The 306-nt window shown below is 62.1% G+C and carries 1 pseudogene; it reads left to right on the top strand.

Annotated features, from left to right (window positions below):
• Positions 1-229, top strand: a pseudogene (locus AC0QHF_RS00035) (hypothetical protein); the annotation flags it as partial.
• Positions 230-306: the final 77 nt, after the last annotated feature.

Raw genomic sequence — 306 nt, 5'->3', positions numbered from 1 at the left:
GATGGATCGGGGGGAAGCGATCGAGGCGGCACCCAACAGCAACGGCAACGGGCGGCCGCAAGGTGAGCCGACGCCCGACCCGATCTTTCAACAGGTGGTTGACATCCTCCGACCCGCCATTGAAATGAAGGCGGGGAACGGCGGCGCGATCAAAGATGAGATAGAGAAGGCCCTGAACCTGATGGGGGTTGACGCCAACCGCAGAAAGCGCGGCCATCGCCGATCGTAAAAATTTGGGCGGGGGATGTCCGGGTGGGCATAAAAGGGACTCCACAGTTGCCGGGAAGTTCCAGCAGGCGATCGGGG

The sequence above is a fragment of the Lyngbya sp. CCY1209 genome (assembly GCF_055795065.1).
This window is presented reverse-complemented; position numbering and strand designations above follow the sequence as displayed.